This window comes from Ferrimicrobium sp., assembly GCA_022690815.1.
In the GTDB taxonomy this organism is placed as follows: Bacteria; Actinomycetota; Acidimicrobiia; order Acidimicrobiales; family Acidimicrobiaceae; genus Ferrimicrobium.
In genome coordinates, this window is sequence record JALCZJ010000009.1 from 26,685 (window position 1) to 41,977 (window position 15,293).

Sequence of the window (15,293 nt, forward strand, 5' to 3'; positions counted from 1 at the left end):
CCTCCAGCTAACGATGATGCCGGATACTCTCGTCGACATGTGCCGAATCGGCGCAACCTTGGGATGCGATCAAACGCTGCCCCCGATCATTGCGCCATGCCAACACCAGGCCAACGAGCACGACGATGATGCCGATCCGAAGAGTTGCGTCAGCCAAATTGAATGTCGTTGGGTAAAACGAGAGATGAATCCAATCCACGACTGGAGAGCGCAGCGGACCTGCTGATCCCGTGAGGCGGACGATCAGGTTGCCGAGGCCTCCTCCAATCACTAAGGCCAGGCCACCACGGACGAGGGGTGTAGCCTTGTGAGCAAACCAGACGGCAAGGGCTAGCAAGCCGACCTCTACAATCTCCACCATCCACTCAACGTGGGTGCCAAGTCCAAATGCAGCGCCAGTGTTGTCGACAAGATGAAGAGTCACTATGCCAGCCAAGTAGGTCCGTTGCGGCTGATCTGACAGGTAGCGTCGCGCTATCTGGGTGGTTGCAAGGTCAATAGCGGTCACCCCAACGACAAGACCTAAGAACCAGATGGTGGTCGGCACTATTGCCGCCTTTGATTTGCGACCCAACGATTGCACTGCCTCCACCCTATTGTGCCCGATTCTTCCCTTCGTCCGAGGCAGGTTTTACCTGTTCAAGTGTGCCGGGCCTGGCTCGCACGCGTCACGGTTACCAGACGAACCCGGTTTGATCGAGCTATGGCGCAGGCCCCCACGTGAGGGTGTCCAACGTCGCGGCTCAGTTGCGACCATCAGTGTCAGCGACGTTGCTCACGTCACGATGAAGTTCGGAGCAGACTGACCTGTCGACATCGAGGGCACGACCCGTTGCCCATCGATCGGGACCATCCATCCTCAATCATGCTTGAACAGGTTGGAAACCCGCCGGCGCCTGTCATGGATCCGTGATCACCTAGATGGTCCCATTGGGGTGACGGTGACCGATGGTCGGCAATGAGCATCTCCGGTCCTTACTGTGCCGGGACCGATCCACTTTGCATCAACTGCTCTGCGAGGAGCCCACACGCTGGTGGGAGCCAGGTCAGGATCACCAACCACCAATCACGACGGGCGACGACGATTCACTGGCTAGCTCCACTGCCCCATTGCATCAACTACGACAACAACCGAATAACAACCCACGACTCCCTCTAGGCTCGATCATCTGTTCTGGTTGTCCTACCTACGATTCACATGGATGATCAACCGCGACGGTCTTGAACCTACAGTATTCAAAAGGTGTACTCGATGCCATTACGGCGACAGGTAGCAACACGAGGAGGTAGCAGGATCATGGTGAAGGAATTTAGGGCGTTCCTGATTCAGTACAACGTCATCGGGCTCGGCGTCGCGGTCGTACTCGGTGCCGCAGTCGAGGCACTCGTGCAGTCATTGGTCGCCAACATCATCACCCCGCTCATCACCATCCCCGGTACGGTGAATTTTGCATCGCTCACGCTCCATCTGGGGGGCAGCGTGTTCCGCTATGGCGAGGTCATCAACGCCGCAATCGCCTTCCTCATCATCGCCTTGGTGATCTTCTTATTGATTGTGAGACCTCTCGGCAAGTTGCAGAACAAATTCCAAAGCGCCAATCCAACAACCGCCACCTGTCCTGCGTGCTTAAGTACAATCCAGCTCGGCGCGACAAGGTGTGCATTCTGCACCTCGATGATCGAGCCAACGGCCTCGTAGGCTATCCGCCTGGCATCATGGCGCCAGGCGATCAGGAGGCTCGCGCCCGCACGTATAAGGCGCCGGCAATCTCGGCTAGTTGTTCGGCAAAGCCCAATCGAAAGCTATTCGATTCAAGATCGACCACGACCATCTCGAGCGCCTCGACAGCGTAGCGTTCGGCCTCGCCGAGCGCGGCAACAAACGGGTCACCAACATCAACTTCGTTGGGGCGCGCGTCGGTCAAGACAACCACCAACGGCTCAGTTCCTCGGCGCCGAAGATCCAGGGCCAGTCCTCTACCCACCTGCAAACCCCGTGACAACGGAGTTCTACCCGAACGCTTGAGACCGAGGAGTCGCGACCGCGCGACCTCGAGCGATCGGGTTGGCCGCAAGCTGACCTCTGCGGTCTCTCCACCGAAGGAGACAACCGCCACCTGTGCCCGCTCGCGATAGGCGGTGCCCAATAGTCCTTCGATCGCCTCGTTCACGAGGTCCATCGCCTCACGACCAGCTACGGAGGCGGAAACGTCAACGACAAAGATCACGCAGCGTTTTGGGGCACGCTCGATGGCAACATAACGCAGATCTTGGCTCGTAAGTCCGTCCTCGCCGTCGCGCCCGAGTCGGGCGACGACGGTGCGTGAGAGCGAGAAGGTGCCCCCGACCGATGTCTCGCGGTGGCGACTGACCTCCGCACCCTGTCCGGTAACGCTAGGAGCGCGTCTCGAAAACGACGAGAGATGATCGCCTAAGCTCTGGTTGTCTGTGCCATCCATTGGCTGATCGGCATCGTCTATCTGATCGGCATCGTCTGTCTGATCGGCCTGCTCGTCCCTGCCCGACCTCGCATCACTCTCCTGAATAGATACTTCTACTCGATCGCTCGCTGGGGGTGTCGAGCGGTCATCGCTCGCTGGGGGTGTCGAGCGGTCATCGCTCGCTGGGCCATCGTGGCCCTTTCGCTCAGGCGAGGTCTTCGTCGAAGGATCCTTGGCAGAGGAACCCGTCGTAGCCCCTGGTCGAGGTGCATGGCGCCGGCGATGTGAGGTGATGAGTTCGGCCACAGCTGAGATATCGTCGTCAGTGACTTGATCACGACCCATAAGAGCAGCGTTGGCCCTTGCAGCCTTCGCGATTGCGAGGTCGGTGCGCAGGGATCCGATCCCTAGCTCGCTGCAGAGCCGAGCGATCTGGCTCAGTCGCGAGATCACCTCAACGTCAGCGAGACGCCGACGGGCATCAGAGATTGTGTGTGCGAGCATCGCTTCATTCTCGCGATGGCCGAGCGGGTCACGTCCCAACACATCGCCCGTCTCATCGGCACCAAGCTCCACTCCAAGTCGGCGCACGAGCGCCAAGTGACGAGACTCGGGCTCCATTAACGGATCGACGCTGACCACCATGGCAAAGCGGTCTAGTAGTTGTGGACGGAGCTCCCCCTCCTCTGGATTCATGGTGCCGATCAGCGAGAAACGTGCTGGCTGGACCACCGAGAGGGTATCTCGTTCGACGCGGTTGATGCCGGTTGCAGCGGCATCAAGAATGAGATCAACCAGATGATCGGCGAGCAGGTTGATCTCGTCGATATAGAGGACACCGCCATTGGCAGCACTGAGTAGACCATCGTGGATCCGAACCTCGCCATCGGCAAGCACTGAGGCGACGTCAATGCTGCCCTTGACGCGATCCTCGGTAGCTCCAAGCGGAATCTCAACAAAGGGAGCTCCCTCGCCTAGGAGCCCAGTCAAGCCACGAGCGAGTGTTGTCTTTGCTGACCCAGGCGGACCCACGAGCAAGACCCCGCCGATGGTTGGGTCGATCGCGAGCAGCTGGAGTGCAAGCTGTGCCTGTGGTTGGCCCACGACGTGTGAAAGGGGCAATTCATTGGTCATCCTCTGCCATCCTCCAACTCACCCTCGACCCCAACGATGATACGGCGTAGGTCTTGCACTCGCTCCGGCGAGGCTCGCCACATCCCCCGTTCGCTGGCCTCCAACAACCGCTCACAGATCGACACCAGTGCCGTCGGGTTCACAGCGGTCAAGAACTCTCGTCGGGTTGCATCGCTGACGTAACCATCATGCACCGCGTCGTACATCCAGTCCTTGGCGACATGGGCGGTGGCATCATATCCAAAGAGGTAGTCAACCGTTGCGGCCATCTCGAAGGCCCCTTTATACCCATGGGTCATCATGGCGTCGAGCCACTTCGGATTCAGAACGCGCGATCGCACCACTCGAGCCGCCTCTTCTTCGATACTTCGGACCTTTGGTTGTGAGGGGTTAGCGGAGTCACCAAAGTAGCCACGCACCTCTTGTGCCCCCAAGGCTCGCGCCGCCGCGATCATGCCTCCGTGCTCCTGTAGATAGTCGTCCGAGTCGAAGATGTCGTGTTCACGATTGTCCTGGACCTTATAGGCCACTTCGAGCGCCCCAAGTCGAGCCTCAAGCGCCCCACGATTCGGCACCCCATAACCACTCCTCGAATAGCTAAAACCGCTCCAGGTGAGGTAGACCTCGGAGAGATCCTTCTCGTCCTGCCACGAGCGGCTCTCCAACAGGGGCAAGATACCCGATCCATACGATCGCGGCGATGGACCAAAGATGCGTTCGACCGCTCCGGCCTCGGCAACCGGGTTCATCGACCCCTCTCCCGTCTCCTTTGCGACCAGTTCGAAGGCCTCATCCAAGAGATCGATGGCAGAGGGAAAGGCGTCACGAAAGAAGCCAGAGATACGACAGGTCACATCGACCCGCGGTCGGCCTAGTTCCGAGAGTGGGATTAGCTCAAGGGTCACGATCCGATTGGAGATCGGATCCCAAACAGGCTGAATCCCAAGTAACGCGAGGACGGTCGAGACGTCGTCTCCACCTGTCCTCATGGCGGCAGTGCCCCAGAGGACGATACCGATGTTGCGCGGATACCGACCCTGGTGTTCGTCTCGAAAACGTTCGATCATGGCGTCCCCAAGACGTCGCCCGGTGAAGAAGGAGATCTGGGTCGGCAGCGATCGAGGATCCACCGAGTAAAAATTACGTCCCGTAGGGAGCGCGTGTGCCATGCCACGGGTTGGGGCACCAGATGGACCAGAGGGGACCGCGCGACCCGCTAGCGCCCCGATCAAGGCATCTACTTCACCGGTGGTAGCCAACAGGTTCGGCACCAAGACCGAGCCGATCCAGGCTAAGACTGCGTGTAGCGGATCCTCGAGGGGGTAAGCAAGGCCAAGCGAACGACACAACGTCGGGTCATCGAAGGCTTCAATCGCAAATTCATGATCAGCGTAGGCCCATAAAAGCTCGGTCGCGCGCTCATCGTCCTCGTCGACCTCCAGTCGGGTGAGATGCTCATGGCCACCCGCAAGCAGCGGACGAAGTGCGGGCGCATCCAGTTGTGGCACTCGCGTGATGGCCACCAACATATCGATCAGCGCCTGACCCATTGGAGGAGACCCAAGGATGTGAAGACCTCCTCGGATCAACGAATCCTTGAGCTCGCAGAGATAGCCATCGACATGGAGCAAAAAGTCATCGAAGAGATCCTGGTCAACGCTGGGGGCATCGGTGACACCCATATCTTCATGCAAACGAGCCGCCTCGATGAGTTCCCAAATTTCAGCCCGAATCGCTGGCAATTTACTCGGATCCAACGCACTGATGCGCTGATGCTCATCCATCAGCATCTCCAAGCGAGCGAGCTCTCCGTAGCTCTCTGCGCGCGTCATCGGCGGCACAAGGTGCCCAATCAGAACCGCATGGGTACGGCGTTTTGCCTGTGTGCCCTCGCCAGGGTCGTTGATAACGAACGGATAAATCACGGGTAGCTCGCCAAGCACCGTGTCCGGATAGCAGGTTGGACCCATGCCAACCGACTTGCCAGGCAGCCATTCAGCCGTCCCGTGTTTGCCAAGATGACAGAGTGCATCAACGTCGGCGATTGTCGTCAGCCAGTGATAAAACGCCAGGTAGTGATGGGTCGGTGGAAGTTCTGGCGAATGGTAAATTGCGATCGGGTTCTCACCGTATCCTCGGGGAGGCTGAATCGCCACCGTCAGGTTCCCAAACTGGAGCGCCGGGAAGATCAATGAACCATCGCGCGTGTAGATCTCGCCCGGAGGAGGACCCCAATGTTGCATCACCGCCACGCGCAACTCCTCAGGGAGGGTCGCAAACCATGCACAGTAGTGCTCGACATCGAGACCGATACCTTGGCTGGCTCGAACCGAAGGATGTTCGTAGTCGATCAGATCGCCAAGCCGTGCCATCAACTCGTTGGCATCAGGCGGCAGGCCTTCAATGACGTAGCCCTCCCTGCGCATTCGCTCCGCGAGCACCATCAGGCTCTGGGGCGTGTCGAGACCAACGGCGTTGCCCAAACGGGAACGCTTCGTAGGATAGGCAGAGAGCACGACCGCGATGCGCTTGTCGGCGTTCGCCTTCCTCCGGAGTCGAAGCAGACGATGCACATAGCCGATCAGACGCTGACTACGTTCGGGATCGAGTCGATACGCGCTAATCGTGGCGCCAAAGTCCTCGTCATCATCGATTAGCTCTTTGAAGGCGATCGGGACGGTGATAATACGCCCGTCGAACTCTGGCATCGCGACGTTCATCGCGACATCGATCGGTCGCAGGCCCGCCTGGCTCTCGCTCCAGGTTGCCCTCGGAGTCGTAGCGATCAGCGCCTGAAGAACGGGCACGCCGAGCGATGCCAGCTGACCAGTCTCCCAAGCCAACGCGTCGGCGTGTCCCCCGGCCAACACCGTCGCCACGACAACGTCGGGCGCCGTCTCGGCGATCAGATCGATGACCGATGGTTCATCGTCGCCAACCCGCAACGAATAGGTGTAAAAGACATCGATGGCGAGCTGGTGCTGACGGGCCAACGCGACGAAATCTCGTACAAACGAGAGATTCCCCGAGATGACATGTGCGCGATAGATGATGACCGCTACTCGACCGCGGGCGTCCGGGGTGGTCTCGCTGATCAGGCGACCGAAGGCCGCCAACGTCTCGACCGGTGCAAACCCGTATCCGGTCCTGGTGACGGTATCAGAGAGAAAGCAAACGAAGTTAGTGAGATTGGGAACGCCACCCTCAACGAGATAGCGAAACCCCTCTTCCCAGATGCCGGCCGTCACGGTAGCCGCCGCCATCATCTCGGCATCGAACCCATTGTCGCCCGGATAGCTGACCAACGGGATGCCTCGACTCCGACATGCATCGGCCAAGGGCCCGAACCAACGGCTCGCGCCCACCCCACCAAGCAGTCGTATCACCACGATACGGGCCTCATCGAGAAGGTCATCGATCCCCGTAACCGTATCGATCTGGCGGACCGTCAGCCCGAAGTCGTCAGGCAACTCCTCCCAGGCGCTCCGGAGCGCCAAAACCTCGGTGTCCGCATTGGTCAGATAGACAAACTTGCTCACACGCTTCCTTCCAGCCAGCTATTGGATCCAGGCTAGTAGCCAGGTCAGTCGAGACCGAGGAGATGAGCGACGTCGAGATGGCTGTCAAGAACATCGGCGAGGTTGTCCAGGCTATCGTCGATAAACTGGTCAAAACACAGCGTACTGACAAAGGTTCGCTGCCGTGCGTGAGCCAACCTCGCAAAGAACGAACGACGAAACTCATCCTGATCGAAGAGACCATGGACACTCGTTCCAAAGACCTGGCCACCACGACACGCACCCTCGGCAACCAACGGCGAACGTTGAGCAACGTCCCCATCGACCCCACCGAGCATGAACAACGGCCCCTCGGTCGTCTTGACGACTCCGTGATGAATCTGGTATCCACGGACGCCGGCATCGCCAAAGCCAGGCGATGACCCAGTGACATTGGCCAACGCCTTGTCAGCACCAAAGACAACGCCGCCACCCAGGAGACCGAGCCCCGCGACGCGACCAACGCCTGACTCTACCTCATCGTCGATCTCCTCGACCAGCATCTGATAACCACCACAAATGCCGAGCAACCAGACGCCAACGTCGGTAAGCTCCACGAGACGCCTGGCGATGCCAGAATGGCGTAGCCAGTTCAGGGCGACCACGGTGGCCTTTGTGCCCGGCAAGATTACCAGATCAGCATCCATGAGTTCATCTGGTCGAGTAACAAACCGTAGGTCGATTGCTGGTTCAACAATGAGCGGGTCAAAGTCCGTGTAGTTCGCAAGGTAGGGCAACTCCACCACACGCACCTGAATCCTGTCATAGTCTTGTCCACGCATCTGGGACACGGAGGCGTAGCTCGTCGCGGTTGCCCCAAGATTGAGGGCGTCTTCGCCGGGCAGGAAGCCATCGATCAGCGGGACATTGCCAAACCACTCGGTGCCAAGACGTCGCGTCAACTCCTCGATGCCTCTGTCGAGGATCTTGCCATCACCTCGGACACGATTAAGAATAAAACCGCGAAAAAGCGGGCGATACTCCTCGCTGACGAGCAGATAGTGACCATAAATCGATGCGAAGACACCACCCGGCTCCAGATCCCCAACGAGAACGGTCCCCATGTTGAGGGCCTTAGCCAATCGAAGGTTTGCAAGGTCGCCGGGGAGCAGGTTAATCTCGCCAGCCGAACCGGCCCCCTCGGCGATGATGATCTGATAGCGCTCGGCTAACTCCTCGAAGGCACCAACAACGGTGTCAAGCAGTCCGCGTTTGGCGGCGATCCACCCACCACTCGCGATCTCACCGATGGGCCGTCCCTTGACGATGAGCTGGGATCGCTCACGCCCGGTTGGCTTGATCAACACGGGGTTCATCGCAACCTCCACCCGAACCCCACCAGCGCGAGCCTGCACGGCTTGGGCTCTCGCAACCTCCCCACCATCGACCGCGACGGCGGAGTTGAGCGCCATATTCTGGCCCTTGAAGGGTGCGGCCGCGATGCCACGTTGATAGCACCAGCGCATCAAGCCAGTGACGATCATAGACTTGCCTACATTGGATCCAGTACCGGCGATTAAGACTCGCTTGGCAAGCGATGTGTTCACCGACAAGACCGGGGTCGAACCCGCGAGCATGGCTGGCACATCCGGTGTCGACAGGTCGGGCAATACATAACATCGATTATCCTAGACGCACCGACCGTCAGACAGATGGATCCGATGCGCGGTTCCCTGGTGTCACGAAGAACCCATCACGGGTCGTCCAGTGAGTCGGTCAACTCGAAAAATTTGGCGAGCCATGGTTGTGCAGGCAAGGTGCATCAATAGGTCCCGGTACCTAGGTTCAGTGGATGAAGATGGCAAGCACGGCGATGACGAAGAGGATCAACAGATAACTCAGGTAGGCGTTGAGCTGCCCACTCTGCAACGGTGCCATCCATCGTGCGAGCTGCTTGACACCCCGACGCAACAACTCGATGAGACCGGCTCCAAAGATCGGCGCCTCGCGTGCCTCGTAGGTCACCCGATCCAACACATATCCCTGATCGCGATAGCTCCGCTGCGTCTGGGTAATCGGTCGATAGAGGAACGAATACACCGTTCGTAACGGATTCGAGAAGCTAAATCCAGTGGTTGCGCTCGCCGCAAGGTCTACAGGCTCACCGCCACTCCACGGCGCAACGCGGCGAGGAGCAAAGCGCCTCACAATCAAGAAGATCGGCACCAGTGCAAACAACACCCCAACGATAACGAACTTCACCGGAGAGATGAAGGCAAAACTCGACGAGAGTGGCACGATCAGGAGTCCGTCGATCAACGCCCTTGCGCTTTGGGGGTCCGGCCAGTCAGCCTTGCGCATGAACGGCTCAAAGAAGACCAAACTCAGCGCCATCGCAAGGTTCGCTACTCCCAGTACCAGCACCGTGAGCCGACTTGCAAGCGCAACCGGTCGACCTCGGCGGCGACCTCCAAGGAGTCCGACCCCATAGAGTTTGACGAAGGTGGCGAGCGAGAGGGCGGCCGAGAGGGCGAGACCGGCTCCAACCAAAATTAAGGTGGTCCGCCCAGCGAGTGAGGTGATCTCAAAGTCATGAAAGAGCGCCTCGAACAGTAACCACTCAGTGACAAATCCCATCGCTGGCGGCATGGCCGAAAGGCTCATGGATGCGATCAGAGCGCCGATACCGACCGTAGCCGGATACTCGTGGGCAACCCCGGTCTGCTCGATCCGATAGCTCGCATCACGATCAGCCTTCACCTTGGCAGCAAGAAAGAGGGCGGCCTTGGCCAGGCTATGGCCCATGAGATGCAAGATGCCGATGATCCAACACAAGCCTGCCAGCTCCACCTGGCCTCCTGACTGAAAGATGAGAGCAGCACCCAGTGCCGCGACAGCGATACCCGCGTTTTCGGCACCTGACAGCGCGAGCAGCCGACGCCAATCATGTTGTTGGAACGCGTACAAAACAGCCACGATCGCCGATAACATCCCGGCCGTGGCGACCACGATCCCAACGAAGAGCGTCGACGGTCCGTGGGCAGGTAGCCACTGTAACAACGCGCGGCCTAAAGCAAAATAGGCGGTGTTCAAAACCAGCGACGACAGGATCGCCGCTGTCGGGCCGTCTGCCACCCCATAGGCATCCGCGAACCATGAGTACAACGGAATGATACCGAGCTTGGCCCCAAAGCCCACGAGAAACAGGATGCCAATCAGGCCAGAGATCACCTCAGGACGTATGGCCCAGTCGGCGCGAAAGCTCCCAAAACTGAGGTGAGGGCCGAGCAGCCCTACCCCCACAATCAAGGCCACGCTCCCCACCTCCAAGAGAGCAATCATCGACAGCGTTGACTTGGAGCCCACACCATCAGGTCGGTTAGAGACAAGCATCACGGCGCCACCAAGGCTCATGAGTTCCCAACCGAAAATCATGGACGCACCGTTGTTGAAGCCACTGAGCCCAAGGACCCCGAGAATAGCGAGCGCAGCACCGAGCGACCACCACGTCCCAACCTCGCGACAGACCCAGACCGCAAGCAATACGGCCAACCACGCCGGCACGAGTATCCACAAGGCCCCAGGAGCCATCCGCCACGTCACCAACTGATTGCCAACGACGAAGATGGAAACCTTGCTTGTGCCCGCCGGCAACCCGACGATGTCGGCAATGAAGCCGACGAGCGTTGCCACGATGAGCCCGGCTCGTGCCAGCCGTGTCATCACTTTGAGCCGGCGTAGGAAGTTCGCGGCGATGACCAGAACATAGAGTGTGGCCGCGATGCCCATCCCTAGGGCTGCAAGCTGGCCTTGGCTCATCGCTCACGCCCCATGAGCCCCAAAAGGGCATCAATGATCACCGCTGGATGTGGCGGACACCCCGGCACCCAGAGGTCCACCGGTAGGAGCCCGTGGAGTCCTTGTCGCGCGTGATCACCACCACCATTGGTCCCGCCAGAGATCGCGCACACACCGGTCGCCACCACGTAGTTTGGCTTTGGCATCGCCTCATATGTCGCTAACAGCGGCTCGTACATCGGGTTGGTCACCGGCCCGGTCACAAGCAGTACGTCGGCAAAACGAGGTGACGGCGTAAAGAAGATACCAAAGCGATGGAGGTTGTAATAGATATTATCTAGCGCCCCGATCTCAGACTCGCAGCCATTACAGGAACCAGCGTCAACATGACGGACAAAGAGGCTCTTGCGTAACCGACGGGCATCGCCTTTGGGATGTAACCTGGGTTGACCCGGCTCGACGCCGCCACGACGCCGCAAGTCGTCTCGGTTCTCTACTGCTCGGGCCAAGCGTGGTGGCGCAACCAATACACTCGATGGGCACACTTCGATGCAGAGGTTACATCCGACGCAGGCACCCTGATCGAGTGTGAGTTGCTGATCGACAGTAATGGCTGAGGTGGGACAACTCTTGGCGCACTGCTCGCAACCTGGGGGACAAGACTCGACTGTCGGTTCAGGCAGCCCTGGTATCGTCGTCAGGGCTGCAATCGGCCAAGGTGCTGTCTTGATTCCACCTTTGAGTCCTCGATAGGTCCATAGCGGCATCAGTCCAACCTCCTAACGATCGTTTCCTGCCAACGAAAGACCAAAGCTGGCCTCGTTGATGGCGTAATCCATCATGTTGGTTCCATCCACGGTGTAGGGGAAGACTCGCCAATTCGAGAAGGAGGGCTCCTTTATTTTGACCCTCGTGAGGCGACCGTCTTCGAGATAGACGGCGTAGATCAACGTACCTCGAGTCCCCTCCACCCATCCGAGGCCCTCGGCCTCACCAGTGAGGCTTGCGGCCTCAAACGGTACCTGAATCGGACCATGGTCAAGACGTTTGAGGATCTGTTGAACAATGGCAAACGATGCAAACAACTCCTCCTCTCGGATGAGCGCTCGAGCACGCGCGTCACCGGCACTTGCGTCAGGCACAACGAACTGGTAGCGATCGTAACCACCATAGGGATGATCACGTCGTAGATCACGATCGAGTCCGCTAGCGCGCTCGATGGGGCCGGTGGCCCCTTGGGCGAGCGCTACGTGGGTCTCAAGGACCCCGGTGGTCTCGATCCGATCCAGGTAACTTCGCGTTCCGTTGAGCGTACCGAGATAACCCTGGACTCGCTCTTCGAGATCCATAAGCATTGGTTCAAGAGCACTGACATCGAGATCCTTCCGGAGCCCCCCTGGGGTGATCAAACCACGCAGAAACCTGCTGTCGGTTAACGAGGCGTTGGTCTGTTTGGCCAGCTCCTCGAGATAATGACCTTCGGCTTCCCCGACCTTTAAGGTGGTAAGTTTTGCGAGGAGACCGAAGTAGTGAAGGTGGTTATAGATGCGTTCTAGCTCCGCCAACAACACCCGCAGCTGTTGGGCCCGCTCAGGCACCTCTATACCAACAGCGCGTTCACATGCCAACGCGAAGGCAAAGGCGTGGGCGACACTATCGACCCCCGAGACCCGCTCGGCAAGGATCGACCCCATCGTCGGTGTCGCCCCCTCAAAGCGCTTCTCCATGCCGCGATACTTATAGAAAAACTGCGTCTCAAGATGGACAATCCCCTCACCGGCGTAACTGAAGGCAAACCTTGCAGACTCAACAACATCGGCACGCACCGGGCCAAAGCGCAACAGCTGAAGGTCCGGACTCTCGACGATGGTCGGTGCCGACGGTGCTATTGGGACCTGTTGGTCTTGTGAAGGAGCGCCCCTCGCTTTGGCATGGTGGAAGATCAGACTCCGCCGATCAAGGGCTCCAGCAAAGTCAATACCATAGAGATCGCGTACCTCACGTTCGTAAGAGCCAGCCAGTGCAACAATCGGCGACAGCGAAGGCACCTCGGTCCCGGGGCTAACCCGGCAGCGCCAGAGACGAAACGGCTCACCAATGGCCGCACTCGCCAGATAACTGAGCTCGATGTCGTCCCCAACCTGCCTCGCCCAGATCCCTTGGAGCCGATTGTAGGTCCGTGGCGGCGCACTTGGATCAGCCGCAAGCTGGGCAAGGATGTCTCCAAGCTGTCCCGGATCGTCAACAATATACTCTTCACAGGGTCGCATCATCGACCTCCCACAACTGCTGCGATATGGGTAAAGAAAATCCAAAGTGGATGCGGCCACCAGATACCGAGACCCAACACGACGACGAGGGCGACCACCATCGGCGCCACCGACGTGATCGGGATGGGCCCCTTGGGCTTGTGCTTGGTGGCGGGTGGGCGTGCTCCAGTAAAGTACATTCGACGGAAATGAGTCATAAAGCCGACGAAGATCACAATCAGGGCAACAGCCATGACACCAACAGCCCAGGCGTTCGGTCCGGCCAGGCCGCCGCGCATAATCGTCAACTCGCTCAAAAACAGCGCAAATGGCGGCGCACCGGTGATTGCAAAGGCCCCAGCGAGCCAGGTCGCGCCCATCACCGGGAACCAATCGGCCACCCGACGGATATCGGCGATCTGGCGACTCCCAAATGCTTCGATCGCGTTGCCAGCACCGAAGAACACCGCCGACTTGGTCAGCGAATGGTTCAGCATCTGATAGAGAGCACCGACGGTACCGAGGACCCCACCGAATCCGAATCCGAGCGCGATAATCCCCATGTGTTCGACACTCGAGTAAGCTGCTAGCCGCTTGATACCTCGTTGGCGAGTGATAAAGAGGGCGGCCACCACCAGACTCGCGACCCCGAGGATCACAAGTCCTGTGCCAGCATAAACGCCCATTGTCGTCGTGCGCATGATGCCAAGGAAACGAACGATACCGAGCATCGCACAGTTGAGCACTCCTCCAGAGAGCATCGCCGACACCGGTGTTGGACCCTCGCTATGGGCATCGGGCAGCCAGGTATGCATCGGGGCAAGCCCAGCCTTCGTACCATAACCAACCATGACCAACAGGAAGGCCATCAGCAACAGTGATGGATCCGCATGTGGGGCAAACTTGGTAAAACTCTGCCAGGTCATCGGGTACTGCGGCCCCTCGGTGAACGTACCGGCAAAGTAGAACAACACCGTCCCGATGAGCGCCAGCGAGAGACCGACGGCGACGACAACCAGATACTTCCACGCCGCCTCTGTCGCGCGTCGATGCGGTTCCAACCCTACGAGTACGGCACTGACCAGCGTGGTCAAATCGATCGCGATCCAATAGAGCCCAGGGTTGTTTTGAATCGGCGACAGTAGCATAACGAGGGCGAAGCAGGCAAAGAGGGCATAGAAGCGGCGCAGCGAACGTGTTGAGCGGTTTTGTTCCCGAAGATAACCCCGCGCATAGACCGTGGCAAAGAGGTACACCAGACAGACACACACCAGTACCCAGACTGCGAATGGATCGATAATCAGCAACGAGTCGACGCCGACGACACCATGGCTTGGGACAAGAAACAGGATCCAGAAGATGAGCCCCAGATCGACAATCGAGGCGATCTGGTTCGCCCACTCGGCCAGCACAATCCGTGGCGCGCCGAGTGAGACAAGCGCTGCGGCTGCCGTCACCACCAGCATGATAAAGATAAGGGTCAAAATCATCCGGTAAGCTCCCGCAACGCTCGCACGTCCGTTCCACCGGTCCGAGCGCGCAAGGATGGCGCCAACACCGCATAGGTCGCGACGATGATCAACAGATCGAACAGAATCACAATCTCTAACAAAAACGGCATACCCGGTACGAGGATCTGTGAACCAGCGAGGATACCGTTCTCGATCATCAACAGCCCCAACAGGCTCGCCAAAGCCTCGGTGCGAAGGCACAACATCAAAAACGCGATGAAGTCGACGGCGAGCAACACCGTCAGCGCCAACACCGCGACGGCAGGGAGCGAAACAAGCTGGTGGGCAACCTCTTCCGCGATCACGAAAGCAAAGATCACCAACACGCCACCAACCACTACTGCCGAGCTTGAGCGCAAAATCGGTGCAGACTCGCGGCCAACTCCCGTCCGATCGAGAATGCGCACGACAAAGAAGGGAATCAAGATGCCGCGCACAACGATCGTGAGCGCTGCGATCCCATAGGAAAGCGGGAAATGTCCCCAGATGGCGACGATCACTGAGATCAAACCGATGACCCACGACTGCAGGGCAAAGGCATAGACATGGTTACGGACCCAATGCGACCCGAGAATCACAAAACTCAGGATCAACACGACGAACAGCGCCAAACTCAATACCGCCACCACGATTGGATGTTGTGTAATCATCGACATGGAATCA

The 15,293-nt window shown here is 58.8% G+C and carries 10 protein-coding genes; 1 reads left to right on the forward strand and 9 read right to left on the reverse strand.

The features are described 5' to 3' along the window. Nucleotides 1–7: 7 nt before the first annotated feature. The gene (locus tag MP439_04215) at nucleotides 8–547 is read right to left on the reverse strand and encodes a signal peptidase II (GenBank protein ID MCI2975267.1); all 540 of its coding nucleotides are present in this window, start codon (nucleotides 545–547) and stop codon (nucleotides 8–10) included. 705 nt (nucleotides 548–1,252) lie between these two features. Here MP439_04215 and mscL point away from each other — a divergent pair. Next, on the forward strand, nucleotides 1,253–1,699 hold the full coding sequence (gene mscL / locus MP439_04220; GenBank protein MCI2975268.1) for a large conductance mechanosensitive channel protein MscL: 447 nt from the start codon (nucleotides 1,253–1,255) through the stop codon (nucleotides 1,697–1,699). Between the two features lie 31 nt (nucleotides 1,700–1,730). Here the strand turns inward: mscL and MP439_04225 are convergent, their stop codons facing one another. The 8 genes from MP439_04225 to MP439_04260 all read right to left on the reverse strand — a co-directional run bounded on the left by MP439_04225 (nucleotide 1,731) and on the right by MP439_04260 (nucleotide 15,286). Further along, nucleotides 1,731–3,575, reverse strand: a complete 1,845-nt coding sequence (locus MP439_04225; GenBank protein ID MCI2975269.1) for an AAA family ATPase — start codon at nucleotides 3,573–3,575, stop codon at nucleotides 1,731–1,733. Next, nucleotides 3,572–7,114, reverse strand: coding sequence for a cobaltochelatase subunit CobN (gene cobN / locus MP439_04230; protein MCI2975270.1), 3,543 nt, complete (start codon nucleotides 7,112–7,114; stop codon nucleotides 3,572–3,574). Before cobN ends, MP439_04225 begins: the two co-directional genes overlap by 4 nt. Nucleotides 7,115–7,158: 44 nt before the next feature. Then, complete coding sequence (locus MP439_04235; protein ID MCI2975271.1) at nucleotides 7,159–8,742, reverse strand: cobyric acid synthase; 1,584 nt, start codon at nucleotides 8,740–8,742, stop codon at nucleotides 7,159–7,161. Nucleotides 8,743–8,917: 175 nt separating this feature from the next. Continuing rightward, complete coding sequence (locus MP439_04240; GenBank protein ID MCI2975272.1) at nucleotides 8,918–10,891, reverse strand: hypothetical protein; 1,974 nt, start codon at nucleotides 10,889–10,891, stop codon at nucleotides 8,918–8,920. Continuing rightward, entirely contained in the window at nucleotides 10,888–11,637 is a 750-nt protein-coding gene (locus MP439_04245; protein MCI2975273.1) for a 4Fe-4S binding protein, read from the reverse strand. Before MP439_04245 ends, MP439_04240 begins: the two co-directional genes overlap by 4 nt. A gap of 12 nt (nucleotides 11,638–11,649) precedes the next feature. Further along, nucleotides 11,650–13,143, reverse strand: a complete 1,494-nt coding sequence (locus MP439_04250; GenBank protein ID MCI2975274.1) for a nickel-dependent hydrogenase large subunit — start codon at nucleotides 13,141–13,143, stop codon at nucleotides 11,650–11,652. After that, complete coding sequence (locus tag MP439_04255; protein ID MCI2975275.1) at nucleotides 13,140–14,609, reverse strand: hypothetical protein; 1,470 nt, start codon at nucleotides 14,607–14,609, stop codon at nucleotides 13,140–13,142. The genes MP439_04250 and MP439_04255 overlap by 4 nt, the downstream gene beginning before the upstream one ends. Continuing rightward, nucleotides 14,606–15,286 (reverse strand): hypothetical protein, encoded by a 681-nt coding sequence (locus MP439_04260; protein MCI2975276.1) that lies wholly within the window; start codon nucleotides 15,284–15,286, stop codon nucleotides 14,606–14,608. The genes MP439_04255 and MP439_04260 overlap by 4 nt, the downstream gene beginning before the upstream one ends. Nucleotides 15,287–15,293: the final 7 nt, after the last annotated feature.

Excerpts from the sequence above, each read along its gene's own strand:
- MP439_04255 (MCI2975275.1), bottom strand. The coding sequence starts at position 14,609 with ATGATTTTGACCCTTATCTTTATCATGCTGGTGGTGACGGCAGCCGCA.
- MP439_04260 (MCI2975276.1), bottom strand. The coding sequence starts at position 15,286 with ATGTCGATGATTACACAACATCCAATCGTGGTGGCGGTATTGAGTTTG.
- MP439_04250 (MCI2975274.1), bottom strand. The coding sequence starts at position 13,143 with ATGATGCGACCCTGTGAAGAGTATATTGTTGACGATCCGGGACAGCTT.
- MP439_04245 (MCI2975273.1), bottom strand. The coding sequence starts at position 11,637 with ATGCCGCTATGGACCTATCGAGGACTCAAAGGTGGAATCAAGACAGCA.
- MP439_04225 (MCI2975269.1), bottom strand. The coding sequence starts at position 3,575 with ATGACCAATGAATTGCCCCTTTCACACGTCGTGGGCCAACCACAGGCA.
- MP439_04240 (MCI2975272.1), bottom strand. The coding sequence starts at position 10,891 with ATGAGCCAAGGCCAGCTTGCAGCCCTAGGGATGGGCATCGCGGCCACA.
- mscL (MCI2975268.1), top strand. The coding sequence starts at position 1,253 with ATGCCATTACGGCGACAGGTAGCAACACGAGGAGGTAGCAGGATCATG.